A 24,616-nucleotide genomic window follows, 5' to 3' on the forward strand; every position below is an offset into this window, starting at 1 on the left:
GCGCTCCGCTAGACCCAGGTAGAGCAAGCCCAGAGTCTCAACAGGGTCGGCGTGAAGGTTGACAGCCTCACCACCAGCCGGCACGGTGACCCATGACCACCTACGGCGAATACAAAGGTCGGAAGCGGCTGACCGCCCGATACCGACAAGAGATCCGCAGCTACGGCACCCACGGCGACCCGACCGAGGCCATGATCGAAGCCGAGTCGACCGTCTTCGGCTACCTCGGCGACCCCGGCCTGCCGCACCACTACGCCGGCGTGTACTTCATCGCCAGCGACCCCTTCATCAAGATCGGCGAGGCCGCCGACCCGTACGAGCGGATGCGCCCCTTTCATGGCGGCAACCCCCACGGCCTGGAGTTGCTGCACGTCATCGCCGAAGACAGCAAGTACGCCCGCAAGCGACGGGAGCACGATCTCCACCTGCGCTTCGACCACCTGCGTCTCCCCGATCATCTCGAATGGTTCCAGAACCACCCCGAGCTGACGGGGTTCATCGGCTCCATCTGCTCCGAGAAGTGTTACCCGTGACCGGCGACCACGGCGCCACCCGCGCCGCTGACCGACCGGCTCGGCAGCGCCCCACTCGACGCCGACCGCCCCGAGCAGGCCCCGCAGGAGCCGCAGCCCGCCCGCGCACGTCCTCGGTAGGTGAGACCGACACCAGACCAAGGGCGGCAAGGTCTCGCAGCCGATAAGCGAGCGCGCTTCCCGGAGTCCCGCGACCGGGGCAAGGATTTTCTGCCTCGCTCGGCCCCCTACGTCCATCGACAGATGTGGTATCAAGCGAGGCAGACCAGAGGCCTCGACTCCCGAGCAGGCAGAACTTGAGGAGCGCAGCTTGACCGTCGTTGACGGCCGCACCGATTCGGAGAGGCTAGAACTCGGGCGCACCGGCCCTCGCACCGGACGGACCAGCCCTATGCCCGGACGGTCCCGCCTGTCGCGCCTCGCAGTTGGTTGAGGAACTCTTGGGTGGCCTTCGTGTGTGGGTGTTCCAGACCGAGGGCGATGGTCCGTCCGGTGAGTGTGTTCTGCAGCCATCCGACGGCGTCATCCAGGTAACCGGCGTACGCGAGCCACTCACCGAAGTTGTGCATACTGTTTAGCGTTGCTGGAGCATATTGGCCGAGAACACGTTCACTGTCGTCGATAAGATCCATCCAGGCGTTTGCCGCCTCGTCCGCATCCATTTCGAGAGACACGCCGAGCAGATAGTTATTACGCGCGGTCAATGTTTGCGGATGGTCCGAGCCCATCACCCGCACGTGGTCGGCCCGCACGGTATCAAGCTCTTCGGCCGCTTCCCGGACCTCTCCGGCCGCTTGGAGTGCTTGGGCGAGGTTGCTTCGAGTCGCGAGTGTGTCGGGATCGTCGGGGCCGAGCTGATGCAGGCGTGTTTTGAGCACACGTCGCAGAAGTGGGATGGCCGCCCGCGGGTTACCGCATTCCATGATCCAGCGAGCGTGCAGACCCTGCGCCGTGAGAGTGTCCCGATGGTCGGGGCCGAAGAATTCGAGCAGGTCGGCGGCCAACTGGGCGAACATCACGCGGGCCTTCTCGTACTCCCCGACCTCCCCGTACATTCCGGCAAGGTGCCCCCGTGCGTCGAGCGTGTGGATGTTTCGCGGTCCGAAAACCCGCTCGCAGTCGACCAGAATCTGCTTCATCTCTTGGACGCCTCGGGCCAGGGCGCCGGCTTTAGCTCGGCAGACGACTAGGTTGGCGCGGGCCACGATGGTGCCAGGGTCGTCGGGTCCTTTGTGGCGCTCGAAGTCATCGACCAGTTCCTCGTGGATCGCGATGGCGCTGACGGGATCTCCGGCTGCTGCCCGCCATCGGGCGGCAAGACCGCGGATCTCCAAGATTGTCGGATGATGAGGCGGCAGATGCTGCATCGCTGAGGCCAGCAGATCCTCGAAGTACTCGACGGCACCCAGCGGATCTCCGCGTTCGCCTTGACGGACGCCGGCCAGGATCAGTACCGGGTGCACGGCCGATCCGATGAGCTCGCCGTGGTCGTGACGCCGCAGCGCGTCGACGTTGGCCCGCATCGTCAGGGCGAGTTCCGCACTATGCCCGCCGTTGAGCCAGTACTCCAGCAGCAGATCAGCAGCCGCCCAGACCACCGACGAGCGGCGGTCGACGTCGAGTTCCTCGCGGGTGACACGCTGCACGAGCGCATGAACCCGGACGATGTCACCGTCGTGGCGAAGCAGGCTCAGCCGATGCAGCGTCAGCAGGCCGTCCTGAAACACATCGATGTCGACAGGAGTGAGGGCACCAGTCGCTCCGGCATCCGAGTGCACCGCGTAGGAGAGCCAATTTCGGGCAGCGTGCCCGGTCACGAGGCCGGCCAGGATGCTGTCGGAGTCCAGAACACTGAGCAGTTCCATCAACGGCCGGGCGACACCGGCCGGCGGAAGCCGATCTGCGACGTCCATGGATAGTGACCAAGTCGTCGCGACCGTGTGACGGTGCTCGTCGGGTAGTGCGTCCGGTTCGGGTAGCAGTTCGAACAGGCGCCTGCGTCGGTCCGCGAATCGGTGCCGGTACTGGCTGCACCGTAGCTGCCGATCAAGCATGAACGCCGCGGCCTGGGCAAGTGCGAGCGGCAGTCTTTGCAGGTCGTCGACAACGCCGTCGATGTCGTCAGCGAGTACATGGCGTTGCTGGAGTGCCGAGCGCAAGTAATCGAATGCCTGTTCGGCGCTGAAGACATCCACGTCGACGACCCGTCGCTGGGATCCGGTAAGGGCGGCGTCACGACGTCTGGTCGTGACGGCGACTCTTCCGGCAGGTCCTCGCGGCCAGAGACCGCGTAGGTCGGCAGTCGTCTGCAGATCATCGAGAACGACAACCCAACCATCCTGCGTGGTTGCCAACCAGGCGAGAAACCGCTCGGCTGCCAGTTCGACACTGTCCTGCGGGCCAAGCACCTCACGAGCCGCCTCCGCGTAGGTCGCCAGTACCTGGTCCCGAGACGACGCGGTCACCCAGACGACCACGGCAGAGTCTGGGCCGTAGGCGCGGACGAAGTCAGCGGCGAGTTGTGTCTTACCGACGCCACCCAGACCCGTTAGGACAACTGTCTCCCCGGGGCGGACATCATCGTACAACCCGCCACGCGGCTGAAATGACGCCGCGAGGGCAGGCACGAGTCCGACACGGCGTGGTACCGCAACCCGTTGGCCCACAGGGCGCTGTGTCACCGCGACCGCTGGATCCAAGCCGTGCGGCTCGGGAGAGAGCGCGCGCGTCAGGGTTTCGGTGAGGGCCTGGGCTGTCTCTTGGCCGCAGAAGCGTCCGACCCATGCCCGCCCGAAGAAGTCGTCGACCAGAAGCGGCTGGTCCTTCAAAAGCGTGGAGACTTCTTGCAGACCCCACGGGACGAAGGCAATCCTGAGCCCGGCCAACCGTTCGGTCTGCTCCCGGATCATGGTGTCGAACTTCGTGTCCTGAAGATCGAAGGAGGTGGCGAAGTAAAAGGTCGCCGTCCGATCGGCCCATTCACCCTTCAACAGGTCATCGACAGCCTTCCTAATCTTGGCGGGGGTCAGCGACCTAACCCTGCGGGACTGCAGGGCGATGTAGTCCCGACCGCCATTCCCATCCGGAGTCAGATCGATCGGGAGCCGGGCGTAGGCATCGATCCCCGCTTGGGCCTGCCCTCGAACGCCAAAAAGCTTGACGAACTGCAGCGGCTGGACCGTATCCAACAGCCTGACAAACAGACGCTCGGCGTCAGCCCACTGCAGGTCACCTATCGGCAGCACCTGAGCCCGGGTATCAAGCGGCGGCGCCGGAAGGGGTCCTGCAGGGGCAGCGGCCCACGAGAGCGCCTCGGCCCGGTTCGCAACCTTCACCTCGTCAGCGTGAACCATATCGGCCTTCCCTCGCCGTGACTTATCGATGGCCCCGACTGTGCCGGGTACCGACCAGCCGCTGGCCAATCTGCCGCATCATGCCCGGAATAACAACGCCTTGGCGACCCTGCCAGATACCGCGTTCAGGGTAACTACCTCTTTGCCCACCGGTGCAAGTGCGTCGATCGACGCCACCGCCACCACGTGCTTATACATGCTGAAACGGACGACCGTGTGTCTGCTGGTCAGGGCGATGACGGGAGCGGGGTTCCAATCTTCCGCAGCCGGCGATTGGCCATGCAGGACGTGCTGTGCTGGTCCTGTTCCGAGCGTGCTGGTCAGGTTCCGAACATCCGAGCACCAACGGAGCACCACCACGGCTGGTAACCACCGGCGCGAAGACCCTTACTGGTCGTCGCTGCGAGCGCGTACCGAGCGTCGGACGGCAGCGGTCGACGAGCCTCCGTGAGACGCTCACGTTCCGAGGCTAGTTGATCGCCTGCTGTAGATTGCAGTGTCGTGCTTCTCGTGGCAGCGAATCCGGAGCCCGTCGCGCAGCCCACGTTCTGGGAGAACGTCGTCTGCATTCTGTTCTTCTCGTCGGCAGGCGTGCTGTACGTCTGCTACTACTTCGGCTTCAGGATCGACGCCAAGTGTCTCGTCCTCACCAAGACCACACACAAGCCCTGCATGAAGGACGGCAAGGTTCTCGTAGGCTGCCCAAAGCACAAGCGACAGAAGATTGTGGCCTGGGTTCGCCATCTCGGCGCTGCAAGTTGGCTGGATCCTTGGCTTCACCGGATACACATCGTTCCGCCGTCGTTCGCGGCTGTGCCGTCACCTCCGACGCCGGCAGCCGTCCAGGAGGTTGCGTCGCCGGTGGTGACCCAGACACCTGGCAGACGGATGGCGTTCGAAGCCCGTATCGCGTTGTGGGCGTTGGGCTTTGGCGCGCTCCAGGCGGTCACAGCCCTTGTCGCGCTCGCTGTCGATGTCGCCGCTGGCAAGTAGCGGCTGGCCCTTCCCCGGGTTCGCGGCTCCACCCGCATCACGCTACTGGCCTCGGAGCGCCTCATGAAGGCCGCCACGGGTGGAGCAGGACATCCGATAGGTGGCCGCCGTGCCGGGCCGGTGGCGGGGCGTCACCCGATCGGCGCGGTTGCCGCTGGCAGGTACCGTGTTCTTGCGCCGCGCCGAGCTGCGTCGTGCCAGAGCGGGTGGGTTGCAGACGTCGTACGGGGGCGGTCGCCATGTGGTCGGACAACGAGACCGACGTGGATTTGCTGGGCTTCGAGTTCCTGCTCGACAGCCTGCTCGTCGTCCTGTCAGAGCCGAAGCTGCTCCCGCTGACCGTCGGGGTGCTCGGCGACTGGGGGTCGGGCAAGAGCAGTCTGATGAAGCAGGCCTGCGCCGAGCTCGCCGCCGATCCCGGGCAGGACGCCGGCGAGAAGCGGCGCTACGTATGTGTGCCGTTCAGCCCGTGGCGCTACGAGGACTACGAAGACGTCAAGGTCTCGCTGATGTCCACGGTCTTGAGTCAGCTCGCGGCGGCGGTTCCGGAGCAAGAGGAAGAGCAGGAGGAGATCGGGCGGTTGCGGGCGTTGGCTCGCAAGCTGCGCCGGCCGGCTCGCCGGGTGGCCCGCAGGGGGACGGGGCTGATTCCGGGCTCCGTTCCGCTCGTGGCGGGGATGCTGGATCCGAGCATGGATCCACAGATGTTGCAGTTGATGCAACAGGCGGCGCAGGCTGGCGCGGCGGCGGCGGCCCAGCGCCTCGAGGACAGCCCTGAGCCGGCGGCCAGCGCGGCCGCGGAGCCGATCACGGAGGTCGACGACTTCCGTGACCGCTTCGCCGCGTTGATGGAGGCCCTCAAGGACGAAGTCGCAGCGGTCGTGGTGTTCATCGACGACCTCGACCGCTGCCTGCCCGAAACTGTCGTGGACACCTTCGAGGCAATCCGGTTGCTGCTGGGCGCGCCTCGTACGGCGTTCGTACTCGCCGCGCACCCGCAGATCGTCGCGGTCGCTATCGACGCCCGGTACCCGGAGCTGCGCGACGACCAGCGCGCCTCAGGAATCGGCGCGCAGTACCTCGAGAAGATGCTCCAGCAGAAGATCACCGTGCCCGCGCTCGCGATCCCCGAGGCGGTCACCTATGTCAACCTGCTCCTGGCCGAACTGCACCTGGGTGAGGACGAGTTCGGGGCGGTACGCGAGCACGTCGTTGCGCAGCGGGCGACGAACATGCTCGAAGTGATCTTCGACCTGGGAACGCTGGCCGACCTCAAGATTGACGCGCCGCCGGAGTTGGTGACCGATCTGCAGTGGGCGGCGCAGATCGCGCCGGTGCTGGCAGGCGGCTCGCGACGCAACCCACGCCAGCTCAAGCAGTTCCTCAACACATTGCAGCTTCGACGCTTGAGCGCGGGCCGGCGCAAGGTGAGCCTCGACCCGTCGATCCTGGCCAAGTTGATGCTCCTGGAGGACCAGCAGTTTCCGCAGTTCCAGCAGTTGTTCGACTGGCAGGTCACCGCCCGGGGGGCGTCATGCCCCCAGTTGGCGGCAGCTGAGCAATTGGTCTTCTCCGAGGGAGACAACGACTCCGATCCGCAGCAGGATCCGCCCGCAACCGACCCAAGCGGGGCCGCCGAGGCTCCGGCCAAGGCCCGCAAGAAGGCCAAGCCCGCCGCGGTGAAGCCCGTCGACGAGACGGTGCGGCAATGGGCCGACAAGCCGGAGGTGCAGGCGTGGTTGCAGCTGCCGCCCCGCCTGGGAGCGGTGGATCTTCGCCCGTACTTCACCTATTCCCGCGACAGGCTGAGCCTGGACGTGGTGACACTCGGGCGTCTCAGCGGCCGTCAGCAGCGGCTGCTGCAACATCTGCTCGGCGTGACAAGGTTGCGCCGAGCAGCTCTGGAAGACTTGAAGACCGCACCGCAGGCCGACCACGACGCCGTAATCGAAGCGCTCGCCCGCGAGTTGCTGACCACCCCGGACAAGGCGTTCACCGCGGTGTGCGAGGCCATGGAGAAACTGCCGGGCTCGCGCAACGCGCTGTTCGCCGCGCTCGGCCGGCTTCCCGTCACTGCGGTGCCAGCCCAGCAGGTTGCCACGGTGGCTGCGCGTCTTCCCGCCGACGATCCTCGGACCGATACGCTGCTGACCAGCTGGCACAACGCCGACCGGGCGGATCTGACCGGCATGGTCGCGCTCGTGCGTAAGGCCCGAGCTTCGCGCTGATGGGAACCTCGACCGACCGCACCGGCGGCAGCGGCGGTGCATGGACGCCGCTGAAACACGCCGCGACCTCGCTCATGCAGGCAGCCGACTCGGGCCGGCGCAGCCCGACTGTGCTGCGCCGGGTCTTGGCTCGTCACGTCGCCGTTCTCGGCGGCGTCACCGGCGCGGTCGCCGGGGCCAGAGCTGGACGCGTCGGGGCCCAACGCCTGGGTGCGGTACTCGCCGGAATCGGCGGCACCGGCCTCGGTGAGACCCTGGACGCTCAAGGCCTCGGCAACCTCGTCGGAGCCGACCGGCTCATGGTCCTGGACGCCCTGGCCGGTTACGTCGCCGGAGACGGCGCCGACCTCGACAGCCAAGCCGCCCGCGACGCGATGTTCGACGTGCTCGCCGAACTGTTCCCCGATGCCGACAGCTGGGCCGAACTCGACGCCGTGAGCCTGGACGCCGACCACGTCCGGGACCTGCTCGAACTGTTCCTCGCCCGCTACATCTACAACCGCATCCCGGTGATCGCCGAGCGTCTCGCCCGCCTCGACGACCCGGTCAAGACCCAGCAGGCAGAGCAGGACCTGCAGCAGATGGTGCACAGCTTCGTGCACCTCGGCATGCCCTCAGACGCCCTGCAGGTCGACTGGGCCGGACCGCAGGGACGCGCCATCATCGACGAAACGCTGCGCACGGTCTACGAGGCGCTCGACATGCTGGAGAGCTGAGATGCCCACCGCGACGGTGCGGATGCGCATCCGCACAGCGCTGACCGAGCCCGTGCCCAACGGCGTGCACCGCCTGCTGGACTGGGCACCAGGCAGCCGAAAGGCGACCATCGAGTTCACGACCGCCTTCTTCGACGGCTGGACACCCACCCGCGCCGGCATCGACCTGTTGCGCTTCGCCGCCGGGGTCTACTGCGGCGACCGGACAGTCCAGCGCCGAACCCAACGTGACGGCTGGACCCGGAGCATGCGCGTCGACGTGCCGGTCACCGACCCCGCCCTGTGGGGCGAAACCGGATGGGCGCAAACACTCGGCTTCCTCACCGGTGACCAGTGGGACATCAGGGCCCGCCGCAACCGTACCCCCGCGCCCACGGCCGCCGGTCTCCAGATCGACGCTGTCTCACTATTCTCCGGCGGCCTCGACTCGCTGTGCGGGGTGATCGACCTGCTCGAAGAAGACCCCGACCGGCGACTGCTGCTCGTTGGTCACCACGAAGGCGGGCAAGCCTCCACCGCCCAGCGCGACCTCTACACTGCGCTTTCAGAAACCTACGGCGAGCGCGTCCACCTGCGCCGGCTGTTCTGCCGACCGGCCCCGCCCGACGAACAGCAAGCCCAACCACTACCCGGCCACCACGAACGCACCACCCGATCCCGGTCGCTGCTGTTCATCTCCGCCGCACTCGCCGCCGCATCAGCCATCGGCCCGACAACCCCGGTCTACGTGCCGGAAAACGGGTGGATCGGGCTGAACGTACCCCTGACCAGGGCACGCACCGGCTCGGCAAGCACCCGCACCACCCACCCGCATTTCATGACTCTGCTCTCCGAGTCCTGCCGGCGCAGCGGAATCGACAACCCGATCATCAACCCCTACCGGCTACAGACCAAGGGCGAGATGATGAAAAACTGCCGCAACCGGCGTCTGCTCGCCCAACTCGCCTCCCTGAGCGTCTCCTGCTCCCACCCCGAGACCCCACGCTGGCGCGAGCGCCCCCAAGGCAACTGCGGCTACTGCCTACCCTGCCTCGTCCGCCGCGCCGCCTTGGCCCGCATCCACCGCGACGACGCCGCCACGTACTCCTGGGACGCCCTGCACGACGACGGCCTCCTGCACCCCGACCGCCGCACCGGCGCCGACCTACGAGCACTTGTCCACGGCGTCAACCCCAGCCGCGACGACCTGAGCCTGCTGCGCAACTCTCCACTACCGGCAGGCGAACACCAGCAACACCTGCAACTGTGGCGGCGCGGTGCCGCAGAGATCCGCGCATGGCTCGCCAACGCCGACGGTGCTCTCGCAGAGTTGACCACCACCTCTTGGGGAAGCCGATGACCGATCAGCTGCTCGACACCCACTGTCATATCGATGCCTACCCCAACCCGAGTACCGTGCTCGCCGCTGCTACCGCCGCCGACGTGCAGGTGGTGGCCGTCACCAACAGCCCCGACGACTACCGACGCATGACGACGCTGCTACCGCGCACCGGCGCCGCGCGCGCCGCCCTCGGCCTGCACCCGCTCCACGCCCACCGGCTCGGCATGGGCGGCGTCCTGCGCTTCAGCCGCCACGCCGCCACCGCCGCCTGGATCGGTGAAGTCGGCCTCGATTTCTCCCCAGCCGGACGCGATACCCGCGACATCCAGCTGCGAGTATTCGACGCCCTGTTGGCCCTGCCACAACTACGAGACCGTCCGGTCACCGTCCACACTCGCGGAGCCGACCGGATCGCCGTGCAACGCCTCACCGACGCGAAAATCCGGGCGGTCCTGCACTGGTACACCGGCCCGTTAGGCATCGCCGACGACGCCTTGGCCGCCGGTCTGTTCTTCTCCATCAACCCCGCCATGCTTCGAAGCGTCAAGGGACGCACCCTGCTAGCCCGTCTACCTCGAGACCGCGTGCTGTGTGAAACCGACGGCCCCTACACCAGACACGACGGCCAACCGGCGCAACCCGCAGACCTCCCAACACTTGTCGATGACCTTGCAGAACACTGGGGCCTCGACAATGAGCAGACAAGGTGCCAACTGCTCGCGAACCAAAGCTTCATCACCGGTACGAAGTAGGTCGCACGGCCCTTGAAGGTGCCCGGACCGAGCACGACCGCCGTCATATGGCCTCGCAGCAGAGCAGCGCATCCGGCGCTGGGCGTCGGCCTCCTTCGGGGGGCTGTCTCGCTAACGGCTCTGTCTCACATTCGGTGGTAGCAGAGAGTAGGGGCCCAGCCGGCCGGACGGCAGTACTGTCCAAATCGGCATTATCGGGGCAAAGGTATGGCGGATCCATGTTTGAAGCCTTCACACGCGCCCTGAAGTGCCAATGTCAGAGGCTCGCGTCCACGCCTTCAACGCCGCTACAGAACGTCACCACCGAAAGTGAGCCAGAGCCTCGCTAACGGTGTTTTCAGATCATGAGGCGCCCTGTGGATGGGATGGATTACAACCCGACCGCAGGCACGCTCAGCGCGTGGGTGCCGACCGCTGGAAGCCATCACGATCTACCAGGGAATCCGGGAGGCGGACCTCGAAGCGGCACCTCGGTCGCGTCCGTAGTCCACTCTGACGGTTTCGTTGCGTTACGGGCTGCGCAAAATCGAGTGGGGCCATCTGGGGAACTTCTGTCACTATGGCCGCATGCGGGTCATGATGGACACCAATCTTTGGTCCTCGGTCGGAGACGAAGGAGTAGCTAGATCGTTCGATAAGATGGTGACTGCACGGGGCCTCGAGGTTGTTGTTCCTCCAAGTACGCTGCTAGAAGTCATTCGGCTGCCAGTGCCGCATGTTCGGCAGCGAATCATCGAGGCAATGGCGGTGGGTCCGCGTCGACGGCTTGCCACGGAGGCGCAGTCCGAATCGGCAGAGATGATCAATGAAGTTCGTCGGGTCCGCCCGGGGTGGATTCGCTCAATGCCGGATACCGGCAAGGTGGCATCCCTGAATACATTTTGGACCAAACAGATCTGGCGGCGGGCACTGCGGGACTCGCAGCCGTTGCACGAGTCCCAGATGCGCCAGCGTCCACGGAGCGAGTACCTTGTGCGGCGCCAGCGGGATCAGCGAGCCGAGATGCTCAAGTCCAAATTCGGAGTTCGGCCGCTTACCGCGATCCTCGCCACGCCCCTTCCGGAGGCGCCAGACTGGTATCTTGACGGGTGGTCCGGCGAGCCGGTTGAGATGTGGCGGCTCGAGTGTCGCGACCTGTACTGGCGCGAGCTCGCGACGCTCGGTGGCCGGGCCTTCCTGACGGAGGAGGACGCGACTTTTGCCGACTGGATCGGCGCCTACGTCGACCTGTCGAAGTTGCGTTCCAACCGTGCCGATTTCACCAAATTCTGGGTCAGTGACGTTGTCATAGAAGCAATGAAGCGAAACTGGATCAGGTGGGCGATCCGGCTTGCTCAGGCCGCCCTTAAGATCACCGACGGCAACCCAGCCGACGAGCAGCACAGCTCATATCTTGTTGAATGTGATCTTTTCCTGTCTGCCGATGCGAGATACGTGTCGACCTTGGAACTACTACGTGCGGACGCGCCGTTCTCGGTTGCCGAGTCCCGGCTGGTCAGCGGCGACCGCAGCATTGCTGTCCTTGACCGGGTCGCCGCCGTGCTGTGAACGCTGTTTCTGGGATGACTTGTGGTACGAACCTGGGCCGCGTTCGCGCAGAACGGCGTCGACCGGCGGCTGGTCTGCTGGCCGAGGTGTTTCACTTGCATGGATGTGGAACGGGTTGTCTGCGGGCGATGCTGGCCTCGTAAGACTGCCGAAGGCGCGTGGCACGGTCGCCGGCACGGGTAGCCTGCGGCGGTGAGCACACCATCCGGCGACTACACGGCGACGCTTCCACGAGAACGCATGGGCGCCGCAGTTCTGTTCACCGACGCTGCCAGGCGGGCTCTGCTGGTCGAGCCCACCTACAAGGACTACTGGGAGATCGTCGGCGGGTGTGTCGACGCCGACGAGTCCCCCCGGCAGGCGGCGGTCCGTGAGGTCAAGGAGGAGTTGGGCAAGTCGATCGTCCCCGGCCGGCTGCTGGTTACCGACTGGGTGCCGCCGCGGCCGGGACGCACCGAGGGTGTCATGTTCGTCTACGACGGTGGCGCCCTCGACGAGCTGGGCACGGCTGACATCCAGCTGCCGCCAGACGAGCTACGCAGCTGGGCCTGGTGTGACCAGGAGCAGATCCGCGAACGGATGTCGGAGCTGCTGGCCCGCCGGGTGATCGCCGCGCTGCGCGCCAAGGCCGAGGGCACGATGTTCGACCTGGAGAACGGCTTTCACACGCACTGACTTGCACCAGCGGCGCGCACCGGGGAGGACGGTGCGCGCCGTCTTGCACGGCCGCACTACCGAGGAGATGCTCGGACCACTTGGCCGATGTGTTCGGCGGCGCTGATGGCATCCTCGTGTTCCCAGACCCGGACTACGACCCATCCGGCATCGGCGAGCAGCTGGTCTGTCTCTCGGTCGCGAGCTCGATTCCCGTCGATTTTCTCATGCCAGAACTGGTCGTTGATTCGAGCGGGACGGTAGTGGTCGGGGCATCCGTGCCAGTAGCAGCCGTCCACGAATACCGCGACGCGAGCGGTGGGGAACACGACGTCGGCGGTTCGCCGAAGTGTGGGCAACGGGCGAGCGTTGACCCGGTAGCGGAAGCCCGCCTTGTGCAGAAGTGTACGTATTCGTAGTTCTGGGCTGGTGTCGCGAGCTTTGTTGGCGCGCATCACAGCTCTTACCGCCGGGGTCTTCGCCCATGAGGTTTCGGCGGTCTCTGGCACCGCGAGGAGTCCTCGCCCTGACGCGAGTCGCCAACCCTCGGCCAGATTCTCCGCTCGGGTGGCGTGTTCTACCTGTCCGAGGTAGCGGGCGGGTGAGCGTCCACGATCTGACCATCGCAGATAGGCGCGGATTCGCCGCGTGCGCGGTAGCAGTTTCAGTTCGACGGAGGCGCGCGCCCGGCGTCCGTCGCCGAGGTCGACCCAGCGACGGTCAGGCCCGCCGGCAGCTCGGTCCTGCTCGGCTGAGGCGGCTCGTCGACTGCGGCCGCTTCGTCCTTTCCATGCCCGCGGAGCGGGTGGCTTATCCGCCCAGTGCTGGTCCGGGCGCGCCGGTGACGTCACGGCTGGCTTTCCGCCTCGTCGAGGGCGGTGGCGATGGCTCGGGCGAAGAACTCGCCGAGCATGACGGGGACCGCGTTGCCGAGTTGGCGCATCTGCTCACCGCGAGGGCCGGCGAGCTTCCAGGTGTCGGGGAAGGTCATTACTCGTGCTGTCTCGCGCACGGTCATGTATCGGTGGCGGTAGGGGTAGGGCGACCCTTCGGCCGGTGCGGGTAGCGGTTCGTCGGTCAGGAGCACCGACTCCCCGCCGGGTACGCCATGCACGCCGGCTTTGACGGTCTTGGCCGGCCGGTCAAGCTCATTGGGAGTGTGTCCCGCGTAGATCCGCGCGTCGGGCCAGCCGATGTGGTCGGTGAAACCGCCCAGTCGGTATTCCCGCCGATCGAGTCGATCCCACGGCACAGGAGGGAGGGGGCGGTTGTCGCCGAGGCCCTTGATGGCGTCCCGCAGAGTGCGCCATGGCAGCGTGTCGTCAACCTTGGGCGGCGGGGTGTCCGGCAGTCGTGACATGACACGTTGACGCACGTGGGCGGGAACGTCCGGATGCCGCTTCCAGTAGGTGCCGTCCAGCATGGACCGTACCAGCGCCGCTTCCGAGTATTTCGGGCCTACGTTCTTCTCGAAGCGTTTGATATCGACGCCTAAATCTGATCTAAACGCCACGATGATGATTCTGTTTCGGATCTGAGGGACGCCGTAGTCGGCGGCGTTGACCCTTATGGTCACGACGTCATACCGCCGTTTAGGGTCCGCCGGCTCCTCGTCCAGCCGCTTCCGTAGCACCTCGTCATGCTCACGCCACGTGACGTCCTCGTCGCGTTCCTCGAACGGCAGTCGCAGTTCCCGTTCGATGTAGTCGAAGTACGGTTTGAAGGACGGGCGCAGTAGGCCTCGGACGTTCTCGCAGATGACGGCCTTGGGTTGGATCTGGCGGATGGCGCGGAACATCTCCGGGAACATGTTGCGCTTGTCCTCGTCGCCCTTGGCGACGCCGCCCAAGCTGAAGGGCTGGCAGGGTGGGCCCCCGGCGAGCAGGTCAACGCGATCCCACAGGTAGTCGAACTCAACGTCGCGGACGTCGCCCTCGACCAGAGGCCATCGCCCGTCGGGAGAGGGGGCGCCCTCGGTCTCACCTCGTGGGGTGGCCGCGTTGGCCTTGAGGGTCTCGCACGCGTGCTTGACGAGTTCGTTGACCAGGAGGGGACGGAAGCCCGCGCGGTGCACGGCCATCGCCAACCCGCCGCCACCGGCGAAAAGCTCCACCGAGGTGCGATCCCTGTTTGGCTTTCCTGGCGGCTCAGACACGGCAGGAGCATACCGCGGAGTTATCGATCTTGGGAAGAGGCTCTCGCGGTGCGTCGCGGTTCGCGACGCGGCCGGGGTCGAGTGACGACCGAGCCGGGAAGTCGGCGAGGTCATGGATGTGGTTTGGTTACGCCTGTCAGAGGAGGGGCATGGCGACCTGGCACTTCGGTCCGTTCGACAACGACGACGCGGTCGAGTGGTGTGAGGCTCTAGAGGCGAGCGTGCCTGATGAACGCGCCGATCTCGTGCGTCGCGCCCTCGACGCGGCCGTGTTGGCCGGGCCCAACCTGACCGTCGGCGAGGCCGATCGAGCGGTCGCCGCCGCCGCGACCGTACTCCAGTCGCTTACCGGCGTGCCGGTCTCGGAGTCGGCCTACGCCCCGCGGTTCCTGGTGGGGCGGCGAGACATTCGGGTCAGCACGTCGCTGCGGGACTTAGCCGGCAGGGCGCTCGACGTCGTACTCACGAGCGGCTCGGCCTGGCGCCTGCGACGGGCTGGCGACATCGAAGAGGACGACGCGCTCTCTGTCATCGAAGAACTGCGGCTTAACCTCTCGTCAGCGACGCCGCCATAGGCCAGGCTGGCATACCCGTGCCCTCACCAGGCCGCGACCACGTCCGTGTTCAGAACAACTGGCCCGCTGGCAGGCTGTCGGCCGACGCATCCCCGACGGCAGAGTCGGCCTCGACAGACGCGTCGTCATTCTCGGCGGTGGTGAAGTTGCCGGGCGCTAACTGACCAAGGTCGCTAAGGAAAGTCGTCAGGATCGCCTCGGGCGTCGCGTACGGCGGGAATCGCCTTAGATGATCCGCGATCTCGCTCCTGATCTGGCTTTCCGGCTTCTGATCCTCTGCCAAGCCACTGGCCCATTTCCTGCCAGGGTGCAGAGTATCCCAAGGTGATCGTTTGTTCGCGCGGGTGGTAGCGCTGTCGCCGTGCTTGCCCAGGCCGTAACAGATCCTCATCTCGCTGTTCCAGATGGGCTTGAAGAAGTTAATCAAATACTCCTCAGCGGCACGCTGGTAGCCAGTCTGCACGATAAGAAAACGGCAGTCGAAATCCTCCTCGCGAAGAGTGGAGGCCGCTCTCCCAATGTTGCGCCTATGCTCGTTGAGGCGGTCAAACAAGCTCGTGCCCTGGCTGACCGCGTCCTTTGCCGCGACATTTTTAGGATCAGCCTTGCCGACGTAAATCGGCTGTTCAGAACCCGAGAGGCTTGAGTAGGCGTCGAACGGACCCTTGTAGTAGAGCGCGTAAACACCCGCGCCGTAGAATTGCTGAAGAGAGATTAGCGGATGCCGCTGTTGGGCGATCGTAGTGAGCGCGACAATGCGACCAGTGGTGCCCGGAGCGCTGGGATCGAACAGGCTGCGTGGTCGCAGAATAGGATCGAAGCGACCTACCGCCTCTTCGAGTCGAGCCACTTCGGCCATTAGCGCCTTGCGCAGCGTGTTGCGCACGGCGACTCGGCTCGGAGGAGCGACAGACTCCAACTCATGCACCAAGGCCGCGAGTTGCTTGACGATATGTTGGGCGCGGTCGCCGGGCGAGGTTGGCAGAGACACACTTCGAGGCTACATGAAGCGAGCAGATAGCCACTCACTGCGGCCGCCGCCACTGCTCCTGAGTTCGTCGCGCCGAGCTTTGTGTCGGCGCGTCGAGCTGCGGGCGGCAGCGCCGGCGCGATCACCGCCGCCGATCACCTCGACGTGCTCGCCCAAGCCATCAGGCAGGACGTGCGTGGATGCGGCCGAATCACTGCGGTCGGACGAGTGCCGCCAGCGTTTCGCCGGGAACTGGACAGCAAGCACGGCCGGCGGGTGCATTACTCGCTCTGCTGGTCGATCGGCGGGGCCGAGCGTGCCGTTGGCTGTCCTCCCGCAAATCGCCATCAACCATGTGCCTGGTGCACCGCCACGCAATTCGCGATCGACCTCATCGCGTGGCTGCGGCTCATCGGCCTCGACGGCGACGGCCTCGGCTGCTTCCAGTTGAGTGAGCATGTGGGTGCTCGAGAGGCGTCCTCCGGCTCAGACCGGAGTGCCTCCATCGACCACTTGCGGACCCCACGGATGAGGGCACCCGGCGGACGAGCGAGGCGCTCTCTGCACCCAAGATCCCGAAGCCTGACCCCATCGCGCCTGAGTCCCCGGGACTTCAGCGCTTGTCTGGCATGGCCATCTTCGATATCGGGTTTCTTCGGCAGGGGCCTTCAATATTGCCCCGAATCAGATGCTCATCGGCTGTTCGTTCGTCGGTAGATATGACACCCGAACGAAGGGACAAAAGCTATGAAAAGCGATGGCGTGACTCTGAAACGGTGTGGCTGTCTGCACCCCGACACCCGCCGCCCGCTGGGCAACGCCTGCCCGAAACTCTTGGAATCCAATCACGGGAGCTGGTACTTCCAGTGCTCGACCAGGAACGTGTTGGGCAAGGTCGAACGCATCCGACGGGGCGGCTACCGGTCCGAGAAGGCGGCCCGGCGGGCCTGCGACGAGCTGCTGGCGCTCTCGCGAGAGGAACAGGCCGGCCGGTCGTGGACCATCGCCCGATGGCTGCGGTACTGGTTGTCGACCCGGAAGTCGATCCGGCCCACGACGAGAATGCACTACACGCGGGACATCGAGAACTTCCTGATTCCCCATATCGGACACCTGATTCTCGGCGACCTGAACTCGCGGCAACTCGACGCCGCCTTCACGCAGATCGCCGGCACCCGTAATCGGACCGGACAGCCCCAGACTGTCTGCACGTTGCAGCACATCCACGCCACCCTGCGGGCCGCCCTCAGCCGCGCACAGCGCGACCGCCTGATCCCCGACAACCCGGCCCGAGGTCTGGAACTACCCCCGCGGGAACGCCTCCAGCCCGAGGTGTGGACCGACGCCCGCGTCGCCGAGTGGAAGGCCACCGGAGAGCGCCCGGTGATCGCGGTGTGGACAGCCGCGCAGCTCGCCGCCTTCCTCGACTTCGTCCGCGACGACACCCTCTACGCCCTGTGGTGGCTGATCGCGCTGCGCGGACTGCGACGCGGCGAGGCCGCCGGGCTCCGATGGGCCGACGTCGACCTGCACGAGGGGCAACTGTCGGTGGTCCGGCAGCGGACCACGGCCGGGTACGACGTGCACGAGGGACCACCGAAATCCGCGGCCAGCCGCCGCCTGGTCGCGCTCGACAAGCACACCGTGCAGGTACTGCGCCAGCAGCGACAACGCCAGCAAGATCGCCGCGCCAAACGCATCGACGCCAACAAGGTGTGCCACGACAGCGGCTACGTGTTCACCAGCCCCGACGGACTACCCCTGCACCCCGGCTACCTCACCCAACGCCTACGGCTCCTCGTCGACCGCGCCGGACTCCCACCGATCCGCCTGCACGACCTCCGACACGGCGCAGCCTCACTCGCCCACTGCGCCGGCGCGGACATCAAAACCGTCCAGGACCAACTCGGACACGCCAACATCCGCGTCACCGCCGACATCTACACCACCGTCCTACCGCCAGCCGCGCACAAGGCCGCCGAGATCACGGCCTCGTACCTCATCGAGGCCGGCAAACCCGGTGCGGAGATCAAGCGACAGATCGACCGCACCCGAGACACCGACGACGGCACCGCCCCGGCGCCGACCAAGCCACACCCGGAACCGGACATCACCGGGGCAGGAGCCCGAAAGCCACCGAAGCACATACCCCAGCTGAGGGTGTCTCAGTGCCGCACCCATCGGCGCGCGAAAGCGCGACGAGTGCTCACCAGCCGGCAGCTCACCAACCCACAGGAGCTCACCGGACAACCCGCTCCCAGAAGTCACTAGGTCCAGTGTTCGCACAGAGTCCCAGCCACAGGTTCTCCTGCGGCTGGGACTACTTACTGCACTGCTGACACGGCGTCGGCGAAACGCGATCCGGCCCCACGACTGTGCCGCCAACAGACCATCCCCACGACGCGACCAGGCCAGCGACACGGTTCCCGCTTCGCCTCGCCGACTCCCTGAGCAGACGTAACACGCCAACGCGAACGGGTCGCCGACGAGGTGGACCTGATGATCGACGAGCGACTCTTCGTCCATACCCTGCGGTCTCGGTCGATGCCGTCTCTCGTGACTGGGAGCATCTGAGCGGTAATCAGATGGGTCGGGCCGCAAGGATGTCGCCAGCGCATGCCGGGCTAAGGCCGCTACCTGCGAAAACATGTGCCCCCGCCTCGGGGGCTTCCCATTATCGCACTTAGATATCCCACATATCGAGACCGTGGTGCTCCGATGGTGCTCGGCTGCTCAGAAGCCGCTCGAGCGGCGCGACCGCGAACCAAAGCGCCTCTGAGCTGCTCAAACGTGGGTCACAACCGCGCCCCACACATGACCCATACGAAAGCAGGGAATATAGCCGATCGGCTATATTCCCTGCTCAAGTGGTGCGCCCGAAGGGACTCGAACCCCTAACCTTCTGATCCGTAGTCAGATGCTCTATCCGTTGAGCTACGGGCGCTCGGTGCTTGGCCAGTCTACACACCCGGCTTTCGCGCGGAGACTCCGGGATTCGAACCCGGGAGGGGCTTTAAGACCCCAACCGCATTAGCAGTGCGGCGCCATAGACCAGACTAGGCGAAGTCTCCCTGGTGGCCCTGCAGACCACCGCGCCCGAGGATACAGGGCCTCACCCATCAGGAGCAAAGCGACTTCCCCGGTCCGCTCCTCCGCCCGCGCAACGGGCTGTCCCGAACCAGCCCGGGACTCCCCCCGGCCTCGGCTTTCCCTGCTGTGCACGGGCGTGATCAGGACTACGCTCCATCGATATGCAGGAGCAGCCGCCGCGCGAGCCGACCCGCCGAGAGCCTGCTGAGGGAGCGCGCCGACGTTCCCCGAAGGCGACCTTCAGTCCGCCCCCTGCGCCGCCGGAGCCGACCGGGCCGGAGGATTCCGGGAAGCGCCCCCGGCGGGCGAAGCCGGCGCCTGCGGTGCTCTTCCAACCGCCCTCGGCCGATCCGCCGCTGCCCCGCCAGGCCGACCGCACGGCCGAACAAGCAGCACGAGAGCAGCCCGGCCAGACCGACCGCACGGCCAAACAGGCGCCACAGAAGCAGCCCGACCAGGCCGACCGCACGGCCGAACAGGCGCCACAAGAGCAGCCCGGCCAGGTGGACGAGACCGACGGGAGTGACGTCGCGCACACCGGCGGCGGCGCGCCCGCCGCTACCCGCGATCAGCCGGGATCCCCCACCGCTGCCGGCCCGCCCGGCTCCGGCACGCAGACCTCTGGCGGTAACGCCGCCCCCACCCCCAAGGCCCCCGGGAAGAGGGCGGTCGCGAAGAAGGCCGCGCCAACGCGACCGCCCACAGCAAAGAAGGCGGCAGACCAGGCTGCCGAGCCCGGAGCGGCGGCGGAGGCCGCAGTACCGGGGACGGCGGAAGGCGCGGCGCCCCCGGCGGCGACGAAGGGCGCACCCGCCCGGAAGACCACAGCCGCCCGGAAGGCCGCGCCCGCGAAGAAGGCGACGCCCGCGAAGAAGGCCGCACCGGCCGCGAGGACCGAGCCTGCCCGGAAGGCGACGCCCGCGAAGAAGGCCGTCCCGGCGACGCTCACCCCGGCGACGGTCGCCGCCGAGGCCCCGGTCCAGACCCCCGTCCAGGCCCCGGCCGCCGCACCCCCGCAGGTGGTCGAGCGGCACGCCGGCGAGGGGGCGGCGGGGACCCCGCCGGGGCGTACGCCGGAAACGGTCCTTCGGCTGGCCGCCGCGCGGGTGCTGGAGCATCCCGCGTTCGCGCCGGAGTTGCTGGCCCTTGCCGCCGTCGAGGCGTTCGGGCCACGGGCCCGCGACTGGGCGCAGCGGCTGCGCGACGCGTACCCCGATGCGGGAGCGGACGGCTTGGCGCGGCTGGCGACCCGGCGGTTCGTCCGGCAGGCCGGGGTGGGCGGGGCTACCGCCGCGCTGGCGGGGCTCTTCGCGCCGGTGGCCGAGCTGGCGGCGGTGCTGTGGGCGCAGGCCAACCTGGTGCTGCACCTGGCGGCGGCGTACGGCCAGGATCCGGCGCATCCGGACCGGGCGGTGGAGTTGCTGGTGCTGACCCGCGTGCACCCGGACGCGGAGAGCGCGCGGGCCGCGTTGGCGGCGGCCCGGGCGGCGGACGCGCCCGACGAGGCGGGCTGGCCCCGGGCGGCGGAGGCGGCGTGGCGGCTGGCGGCGCCGTTGGCCGCCCAGGCTGGCGGCTGGCTGGCGCTGCGGGTGGCGTCCCGGCTGCTGCCCGGCGCGGCGGTGCTCGTGGCCGCGGCCGGGGACGCGGCGGCGGCCGAGCGGCTCGCCGCCCGCGCGATCACCGCCTACCGGCGACCCACGCCCCGCTGATCGCCGGCGGCCGGCGCTCGGCTGAGCGGAACGCGGCGGGGAAGGACGCGGACCGCTGGTAGATCTTGGTGAGAAATGGCCCCCGGAGGGGCACTTTCCGACCAAGATCTACCGGGGCGGCACCCCGACGGCAGCTGGCGGGCGTCAGAGCCAGTCGAACCATTCCTTCGGCAGCAGGGCGTAGCCGAGGAAGGCGACGATGTCGAGCAGCGTGTGCGCGACGACCAGCGGCATGACCCGGCGGGTGCGCAGGTAGAAGAGGCTGAACACGACGCCCATCACCACGTTGCCGAGGAAGGCGCCGAAGCCCTGGTAGAGGTGGTACGAGCCGCGCAGCAGGGCGCTCGTCGCCACGATCGCGCCGACCCGCCACTGGAGCTGGCGCAGCCGGGTCGTCAGGTAGCCGACGACGATCACCTCCTCCAGCACCGAGTTCTGCACGGCGGCGAGGATCAGCACCGGCACCGTCCACCAGAGGTCGGGCAGCGCGGCCGGCACCAGGGTGGCGTTGACGCCGAGCTGGGCCGCCGCCCAGAACAGCGCCAGGCCGGGCAGGCCGATCAGCGCGGCCAGGCCGGCGCCGCGGGCCAGGTCCTGACCGGGCCGCCGGGCGTCCAGGCCGAGCGTCCGCGCCGGATCGCCGGGGTCCCGCGCCAGCAGGTGTACGGCGAGCAGCACCGGCAGCAGCGCGAAGACGATCCCGAGCAGCTGGTACGTCAGGTCCAGCCACGGCCGGGGTGACACCGACGTGTTGAGCGCGGCGGTCTGCTTCGACAGCGGCCCGTCGGCGGTCAGCTTCGCCACGATCGACACCGTCGCGTAGACGGCGGACTGGCCGAGCGAGAGGCCGAGCACGAGCAGCGTCTCGGTGCCGAGCATCCGGCGGGTCGCCGGGCGTTGCAGCTCAACGGTCACCGCACCACTCTGCCCGACGTCGAGGGCCGACGTCACCGGCCGGCGGCACCGCCCGAACGAGCCTCACGAGCCGGTCGCACATTCTGTGCGACCGGTCGGCACGCTCCGTGGACATTCTATGGGTGCCCGATCCGCCGTCAGGAGAAGGAGCGCGCCTCGTGGACGACTTCGCAAGGCTGCTGAAGGAGAGCTGGACCCTGGTCGAGGAGCACCGGGAGCGGCTGAGCGGTCACTTCTACGCCCGGCTCTTCCTGCTCGACCCCGAGCTGCGCAAGCTCTTCCCGGTGGAGATGACCGGGCAGGGCGACCGGATCCTGGAGGCGATCGTCACCGCCGCCCAGACGGTCGGCGACCCGGAGAGCTTCGACGAGTACCTGCGCTCGCTGGGGCGGGACCACCGCAAGTACCACGTCGAGGCGGCGCACTACGAGACCATGGGCGTCGCGCTGCTGGACGCGCTGCGCAGCGTCGCCGGCGACGGCTGGAACCTGGAGTACGACCAGGCGTGGCGGGACGCGTACGCGGCGATCACGGAGAAGATGCTGGCCGGGGCGGCGGCCGACGACAACCCGCCGTTCTGGCACGCGGAGGTGCTGACCCACGAGCGGTACGGCAGGGACACGGCGGTGCTGACCTGCCGGGCGTTGCAGCATCCGCTGTCGTGGCGGGCCGGCCAGTACGTCAGCGTGGAGGTGCCCCGCCACCTCCCCCGGGTGTGGCGCACCTACTCGGTGGCGAACGCCCCGAACGACGACAACCTGCTGGAGTTCCACGTCCGTACGCCGGAGGGCGCCGGCTGGGTGTCCGGGGCGCTGGTCCGCCGGGTCAAGCCCGGCGACCTGCTCCGGGTGGCGGCGCCGATGGGGTCGATGACCCTGGACCGCTCCTCGGAGCGGGACATCCTCTGCGTGGCGGGCGGCGTCGGCCTGGCTCCGATCAAGGCGCTGGTGGAGGAGTTGGCCAGCTACAACCGGACCCGCTGGGTGCACGTCTTCTACGGCGCCCGTACGGCGGCGGACCTGTACGGCCTGGCCGGGCTCCAGGAGTTGGTGGCCGCGCACCCGTGGCTGTCGGTCACTCCGGCGTGCAGTGAGGATCCCGACTTCGACGGCGAACTGGGTGACGTCCCCGACGTGGTCGGCCGGTACGGCCCGTGGACGGCGCACGACTGCTACGTCTCCGGTTCCGCCCGCATGGTCCGGGCCACCCTCCGGGTGCTCGCCGAGGACGGCGTCCCGCCGGAGAACACCCGCTACGACACCTTCGGCAACCTCTAGAAACGTTCCTCCCCCCATACCGGGGCGCGTGCTCCTGCCCCCTGGGGCACGCGCCCCGGTCCCCAAGCGGGCGGACCGGCACCGCCCCGCACGACCACGTCCGCCCGGCCGTCCGTCCTTCCCACCCGGGCGGACGTGGTCGTGCCGCCGGGGCGGGTGCGGGTGCAGGTCAGTAGCGCCAGGGCCGGCCGGTCTCGCGGTACTCCTCGACCGGCACCAGCGGCACCCCCGGCGCCATCCGGTCGACGTAGAGCCGCCCCTCCAGGTGGTCGATCTCGTGGGCGACGAGCCGGGCCATGCCGAACTCGAACGAGGTGATGATCCGGCTGCCGTCGTACTGGGCGTGCTCCACGTCGAGCCGGAGCGGCCGGGGCACCAGGCCACGGTGGTCGAAGAAGGAGAGGCACCCCTCGTACTGCTCGTCGCTGTCGGGAGAGGCGTCGACGACGCGGGGGTTGAGCAGCACGACGGGATCTGCCGACCGGTCGGGGGGCCGGACCACCGCCACCGCCCGCCCGAGGCCGAGCTGCGGGGCGGCGATGCCCACCCCTTTGCGGAACGGGTGCAACTCGTCGAGGCGGACCAGGGTCGCCGCGAGGCGGTCGGCGACGTCCCGGGCCTCCCGTTCCTCGCGGGGCAGGTCGAACGGGCGGGCCGGTTGGCGGAGCAGGTCGGCGCCGCGCTGCACGATGCCGATGCCGCGCATCCGGTCGCTGGGCCGGATCCGCCCGGCCTCCTCGGGCTCGGCGTCGGGCCGGCCGCGGAACCGCCACTGCAGCCGGTACCGCGCGTTGAGCGGCGGGTCCTCGGTCGCCCAGTCGAAGATCACCCGGTCGGCGTCCTCGCGCCTGGTCACGGGCGTGCGCAGCGGGCCCTCCTCCGCCGAGAGCGAGGTCTCCGCGCCCCACACCTGCGGGTCGACCGCGGCCGGAAGGTCCAGGCGTACGGCCATCTGCCGGGTGGGCAGCCGGACCGCCCGCTGGAACCAGGGGCCCCACTTGTCGTGCCCGACGCAGTACGCGTACTCGATGGTGGCCCGGTCCCCGGGGTAGAGGGGGAAGCGCCGGTCGGCGTTCTCGAAGAGCAGCCACAGCTCCTTGAAGGCGTCGCGGTCGTGCTTGGCCCGCCAGTGCATCGCCTCCCGCTCGTCCCCGTCCTCCCGGTACGCCCGCAGCCGCAGCTCGGCGAAGGTCAGCGGGTGTTCGCGGTGGTGCAGGTTGGAGCGTCCCGGGTCGTTGGGGTAGCGGTCGACGGCGATCCGCACCAGGTAGCGGGTGACCGGCTCGGTGCCGGCGTTGTACAGCTCGCGCCGGATGACGCAGCGGTAGGCGTCGCCGAGGTGGGTGAGGGTGGCGAGTTCCCGCTCGACGATCAGTCCGGTGCCGGGCGGCATCCACTGCCCGGGTACGGGTGGGTCCCGGTGTGCCCGCTCGGCCCGGGCGTGCCGCAGCTCGTCGTACTCCTTGAAGCGCTGCCAGATCGCGCCGCCGGCCTCCAGTACGGCCTCGGCGCGGCGCGCGAAGTCCTCGGTGGGGCGGTGCCGGCGCCCCTCGACGTGGCTGACGTACGACGGGTCGAAGCCCATCAGGGTGGCGAGCTGCTTCTTGGACAGCCCCCGCCCCGTGCGGTGCCGGGCGATCTCGGCGGCGAAGGAGTCGGCAGCCCGATCGAGCGGTGAGGTCATCAGCTTCCTCGTGGCCGGGAGTATCAGTTTCACGTTCTGTGGCGACGCGCACACGGAACTGGCACCTTGCCGACACGAGCCTTGACAGATAGCGATGATTGTCGATACTGGGGCGACGTTTTCCGCCCCGATGACCGGGTAGT

19 protein-coding genes and 2 tRNA genes are annotated in these 24,616 nt (G+C 67.9%); 12 read left to right on the forward strand and 9 right to left on the reverse strand.

Translation table 11 applies throughout. The features are described from left to right. The first annotated feature begins 92 nt into the window (after nucleotides 1-92). Nucleotides 93-533 (forward strand): GIY-YIG nuclease family protein, encoded by a 441-nt coding sequence (locus AC0OO9_RS13675; RefSeq protein ID WP_484517521.1) that lies wholly within the window; start codon nucleotides 93-95, stop codon nucleotides 531-533. 389 nt (nucleotides 534-922) lie between these two features. On the opposite strand, the gene AC0OO9_RS13680 is transcribed toward AC0OO9_RS13675, so the two are convergent. Then, nucleotides 923-3,868: a tetratricopeptide repeat protein gene (locus AC0OO9_RS13680; RefSeq protein WP_484517522.1), complete on the reverse strand. Its 2,946-nt coding sequence runs from the start codon at nucleotides 3,866-3,868 to the stop codon at nucleotides 923-925. A gap of 519 nt (nucleotides 3,869-4,387) precedes the next feature. Here AC0OO9_RS13680 and AC0OO9_RS13685 point away from each other — a divergent pair. The 7 genes from AC0OO9_RS13685 to AC0OO9_RS13715 all read left to right on the forward strand — a co-directional run bounded on the left by AC0OO9_RS13685 (nucleotide 4,388) and on the right by AC0OO9_RS13715 (nucleotide 12,119). Then, nucleotides 4,388-4,879: a hypothetical protein gene (locus AC0OO9_RS13685; RefSeq protein ID WP_073827125.1), complete on the forward strand. Its 492-nt coding sequence runs from the start codon at nucleotides 4,388-4,390 to the stop codon at nucleotides 4,877-4,879. 239 nt (nucleotides 4,880-5,118) lie between these two features. Beyond that, on the forward strand, nucleotides 5,119-7,107 hold the full coding sequence (locus AC0OO9_RS13690; protein ID WP_484517523.1) for a KAP family P-loop NTPase fold protein: 1,989 nt from the start codon (nucleotides 5,119-5,121) through the stop codon (nucleotides 7,105-7,107). Further along, nucleotides 7,107-7,823 carry a hypothetical protein gene (locus tag AC0OO9_RS13695; protein WP_484517524.1) on the forward strand — a complete coding sequence of 239 codons (717 nt, stop codon included), beginning with the start codon at nucleotides 7,107-7,109 and terminating at the stop codon, nucleotides 7,821-7,823. Before AC0OO9_RS13690 ends, AC0OO9_RS13695 begins: the two co-directional genes overlap by 1 nt. A 1-nt stretch (nucleotide 7,824) precedes the next feature. Beyond that, the gene (gene qatC, locus AC0OO9_RS13700) at nucleotides 7,825-9,162 is read left to right on the forward strand and encodes a Qat anti-phage system QueC-like protein QatC (protein ID WP_484517525.1); all 1,338 of its coding nucleotides are present in this window, start codon (nucleotides 7,825-7,827) and stop codon (nucleotides 9,160-9,162) included. Then, a complete protein-coding gene (locus AC0OO9_RS13705) occupies nucleotides 9,159-9,896 on the forward strand; it encodes a TatD family hydrolase (protein ID WP_484517526.1) in 738 nt (245 codons plus the stop codon). Before qatC ends, AC0OO9_RS13705 begins: the two co-directional genes overlap by 4 nt. Before the next feature lie 567 nt (nucleotides 9,897-10,463). Next, the gene (locus tag AC0OO9_RS13710; RefSeq protein ID WP_484517527.1) at nucleotides 10,464-11,444 is read left to right on the forward strand and encodes a hypothetical protein; all 981 of its coding nucleotides are present in this window, start codon (nucleotides 10,464-10,466) and stop codon (nucleotides 11,442-11,444) included. A 192-nt stretch (nucleotides 11,445-11,636) separates the two neighbouring features. Beyond that, nucleotides 11,637-12,119: an NUDIX domain-containing protein gene (locus tag AC0OO9_RS13715; protein WP_484517528.1), complete on the forward strand. Its 483-nt coding sequence runs from the start codon at nucleotides 11,637-11,639 to the stop codon at nucleotides 12,117-12,119. 56 nt (nucleotides 12,120-12,175) lie between these two features. Here AC0OO9_RS13715 and AC0OO9_RS13720 read toward each other — a convergent pair whose 3' ends face one another. Both AC0OO9_RS13720 and AC0OO9_RS13725 read right to left on the reverse strand, forming a co-directional pair. After that, nucleotides 12,176-12,553: a very short patch repair endonuclease gene (locus AC0OO9_RS13720; RefSeq protein WP_484517942.1), complete on the reverse strand. Its 378-nt coding sequence runs from the start codon at nucleotides 12,551-12,553 to the stop codon at nucleotides 12,176-12,178. 392 nt (nucleotides 12,554-12,945) lie between these two features. Further along, complete coding sequence (locus AC0OO9_RS13725) at nucleotides 12,946-14,253, reverse strand: DNA cytosine methyltransferase (protein WP_484517529.1); 1,308 nt, start codon at nucleotides 14,251-14,253, stop codon at nucleotides 12,946-12,948. Nucleotides 14,254-14,402: 149 nt separating this feature from the next. On the opposite strand from AC0OO9_RS13725, the gene AC0OO9_RS13730 reads away from it, so the two are divergent. Then, the gene (locus AC0OO9_RS13730; RefSeq protein ID WP_484517530.1) at nucleotides 14,403-14,828 is read left to right on the forward strand and encodes a DUF4259 domain-containing protein; all 426 of its coding nucleotides are present in this window, start codon (nucleotides 14,403-14,405) and stop codon (nucleotides 14,826-14,828) included. Between the two features lie 49 nt (nucleotides 14,829-14,877). On the opposite strand, the gene AC0OO9_RS13735 is transcribed toward AC0OO9_RS13730, so the two are convergent. Both AC0OO9_RS13735 and AC0OO9_RS13740 read right to left on the reverse strand, forming a co-directional pair. After that, nucleotides 14,878-15,819 carry an Eco29kI family restriction endonuclease gene (locus AC0OO9_RS13735; protein WP_484517531.1) on the reverse strand — a complete coding sequence of 314 codons (942 nt, stop codon included), beginning with the start codon at nucleotides 15,817-15,819 and terminating at the stop codon, nucleotides 14,878-14,880. A 9-nt stretch (nucleotides 15,820-15,828) separates the two neighbouring features. Continuing rightward, nucleotides 15,829-16,257 (reverse strand): hypothetical protein, encoded by a 429-nt coding sequence (locus AC0OO9_RS13740; RefSeq protein ID WP_484517532.1) that lies wholly within the window; start codon nucleotides 16,255-16,257, stop codon nucleotides 15,829-15,831. A gap of 288 nt (nucleotides 16,258-16,545) precedes the next feature. On the opposite strand from AC0OO9_RS13740, the gene AC0OO9_RS13745 reads away from it, so the two are divergent. Next, entirely contained in the window at nucleotides 16,546-18,069 is a 1,524-nt protein-coding gene (locus tag AC0OO9_RS13745; protein WP_484517533.1) for a tyrosine-type recombinase/integrase, read from the forward strand. A 597-nt stretch (nucleotides 18,070-18,666) separates the two neighbouring features. Here the strand turns inward: AC0OO9_RS13745 and AC0OO9_RS13750 are convergent. Further along, nucleotides 18,667-18,742 (reverse strand) — tRNA-Arg (locus AC0OO9_RS13750). A 36-nt stretch (nucleotides 18,743-18,778) separates the two neighbouring features. Continuing rightward, a tRNA-Ser gene (locus AC0OO9_RS13755) sits at nucleotides 18,779-18,869 on the reverse strand. Nucleotides 18,870-19,391: 522 nt separating this feature from the next. On the opposite strand from AC0OO9_RS13755, the gene AC0OO9_RS13760 reads away from it, so the two are divergent. Next, entirely contained in the window at nucleotides 19,392-20,597 is a 1,206-nt protein-coding gene (locus AC0OO9_RS13760; protein ID WP_484517535.1) for a hypothetical protein, read from the forward strand. Between the two features lie 144 nt (nucleotides 20,598-20,741). Here the strand turns inward: AC0OO9_RS13760 and AC0OO9_RS13765 are convergent, their stop codons facing one another. Beyond that, a complete protein-coding gene (locus AC0OO9_RS13765; protein ID WP_327029954.1) occupies nucleotides 20,742-21,512 on the reverse strand; it encodes a CPBP family intramembrane glutamic endopeptidase in 771 nt (256 codons plus the stop codon). 158 nt (nucleotides 21,513-21,670) lie between these two features. On the opposite strand from AC0OO9_RS13765, the gene AC0OO9_RS13770 reads away from it, so the two are divergent. Then, nucleotides 21,671-22,789, forward strand: coding sequence for a globin domain-containing protein (locus tag AC0OO9_RS13770; protein WP_132240628.1), 1,119 nt, complete (start codon nucleotides 21,671-21,673; stop codon nucleotides 22,787-22,789). A 169-nt stretch (nucleotides 22,790-22,958) separates the two neighbouring features. On the opposite strand, the gene AC0OO9_RS13775 is transcribed toward AC0OO9_RS13770, so the two are convergent. Beyond that, nucleotides 22,959-24,476, reverse strand: coding sequence for a peptide deformylase (locus AC0OO9_RS13775; RefSeq protein WP_393172009.1), 1,518 nt, complete (start codon nucleotides 24,474-24,476; stop codon nucleotides 22,959-22,961). Nucleotides 24,477-24,616 lie beyond the last annotated feature (140 nt).

This window comes from Micromonospora sp. USAFONa4 (assembly GCF_057197825.1).

Excerpts from the sequence above, each read along its gene's own strand:
- AC0OO9_RS13740 (WP_484517532.1), bottom strand. The coding sequence starts at position 16,257 with ATGCTCACTCAACTGGAAGCAGCCGAGGCCGTCGCCGTCGAGGCCGAT.
- AC0OO9_RS13690 (WP_484517523.1), top strand. The coding sequence starts at position 5,119 with ATGTGGTCGGACAACGAGACCGACGTGGATTTGCTGGGCTTCGAGTTC.
- AC0OO9_RS13705 (WP_484517526.1), top strand. The coding sequence starts at position 9,159 with ATGACCGATCAGCTGCTCGACACCCACTGTCATATCGATGCCTACCCC.
- AC0OO9_RS13730 (WP_484517530.1), top strand. The coding sequence starts at position 14,403 with ATGGCGACCTGGCACTTCGGTCCGTTCGACAACGACGACGCGGTCGAG.
- AC0OO9_RS13745 (WP_484517533.1), top strand. The coding sequence starts at position 16,546 with ATGAAAAGCGATGGCGTGACTCTGAAACGGTGTGGCTGTCTGCACCCC.
- AC0OO9_RS13720 (WP_484517942.1), bottom strand. The coding sequence starts at position 12,553 with ATGCGCGCCAACAAAGCTCGCGACACCAGCCCAGAACTACGAATACGT.
- AC0OO9_RS13695 (WP_484517524.1), top strand. The coding sequence starts at position 7,107 with ATGGGAACCTCGACCGACCGCACCGGCGGCAGCGGCGGTGCATGGACG.
- AC0OO9_RS13675 (WP_484517521.1), top strand. The coding sequence starts at position 93 with ATGACCACCTACGGCGAATACAAAGGTCGGAAGCGGCTGACCGCCCGA.
- AC0OO9_RS13710 (WP_484517527.1), top strand. The coding sequence starts at position 10,464 with ATGCGGGTCATGATGGACACCAATCTTTGGTCCTCGGTCGGAGACGAA.
- qatC (WP_484517525.1), top strand. The coding sequence starts at position 7,825 with ATGCCCACCGCGACGGTGCGGATGCGCATCCGCACAGCGCTGACCGAG.